The organism is Mesorhizobium sp. M7A.F.Ca.MR.362.00.0.0 (assembly GCF_004023175.1).
In the GTDB taxonomy this organism is placed as follows: domain Bacteria; phylum Pseudomonadota; class Alphaproteobacteria; order Rhizobiales; family Rhizobiaceae; genus Mesorhizobium.
On record NZ_RZTF01000678.1, the window covers coordinates 1 to 1,244 of the forward strand.

General features: G+C 63.2%; 1 protein-coding gene and 1 pseudogene. Both read right to left on the bottom strand.

The annotated features are described in order from the left end of the window. Positions 1 to 208: pseudogene (locus EOC06_RS36745) on the bottom strand (P-type DNA transfer ATPase VirB11); the annotation flags it as partial. Beyond that, the coding region (gene virB10 / locus EOC06_RS36750) for a type IV secretion system protein VirB10 (protein WP_206631349.1) at positions 205 to 1,244 on the bottom strand (1,040 nt) is incomplete at its 5' end. The pseudogene EOC06_RS36745 and the gene virB10, both read right to left, overlap by 4 nt.

A 1,244-nucleotide genomic window follows, 5' to 3' on the forward strand; every position in this document is an offset into this window, starting at 1 on the left:
AGACCGAGCGTATCCAGTTTCTGGTGAGCTCGCGTTTGACGACGTGCTCCATCTCCTTAGTACCCAGGCGCTCGATGAAAACTTCGCCGGGTCGGTTGACGGCGATTTCGGAAACCGACTCTTCCTCCATGTAGGGCCAGATCGGTTCCAGTTCGGCGCGCAGCACCGGTGCGCGCGCCCCGGGGTTCGGCACAGGCTGCACATTCATCTCATCGGAGTCCCGTAGCCTGGATAATAGGGATCAGCCCCGGACTTCGGCGGCATGAAGAGCGGCGTCGGATCGAGCGCTCTTGCCGGCTTGCCGCCGCGCTTCAGTCGGGCCAGCTCCTCTTCTACCGGATCCGCATAGATTTCGGAAAAATCCAGGTCCCGGCGCACGAAGACGACGATCGGCTTGCCCTGGTCGACATAAATCGTCGGCGGGATGTTTTGTGTGTCGCGGAACGCTTCTTGCGCCAGCTGCTGCAGCGCCGTCGATGATTTGTCGAAGGCGATGCTGCGGGCGTCGCGTTGCGAACCGGAGCCGCCATAGGTGGTCATGACCGTCTGCCCCGTGACCGGGTCAACGGTCGTCACCTGCCGTTGCTGGCTGTCGCTGCCATTGTCGGTGAGGGAGGACAGGTACTCCGAAACGCCGCCAACGACGGAAAGCATGATCGCATTGCCGTAGCGTTCAAGCCAATGCGTATCGACGCGGCCGCCGAGACCGCCCCGTCCGAGACGGTCGGCGCCAGGCGAGGCGATGTCGACCGAGACGCCGTCGGAACGGATGACGCGGTTCCAGACGATGAACACACGCTTTTGCCCGCGCGCGATCCCCGAACGATATTCGCCGGTCAGCCGAGACCCCTTCGGGATCAGAATGCGACGGCCGTCGAGCGAATAGACGTCTTCGCGCGCCACCGCGCGAACCATGCCGGGCAGATCGGTGTTGATGGCGGTTTCCAGAAATCCGCGGATCATCGTGCCTTCAGGGATCAATGCATCGGTGCGGCGGAAAACCCGCGCCTTCGCCATCGCGTTCGAATGTGTTTCTGATTGCGCGAGGAAAGCTTTGTTCGGGTCGTTGTCGGCGCCCGGCACTGGAACAAGCTGACCGTCGGCGGCGATCTGCGCCTGGGCCGGCTGATCGTGCCCGGCGGCCGGGTTGACTTGCTCGCTGGTAATCATCTGGTTCGACCGCAGGCGCTCCCACATTGCCTTTTGGCGCTCAGCCTCCTCGGCCTTCCTGCGGGACTCCTCGT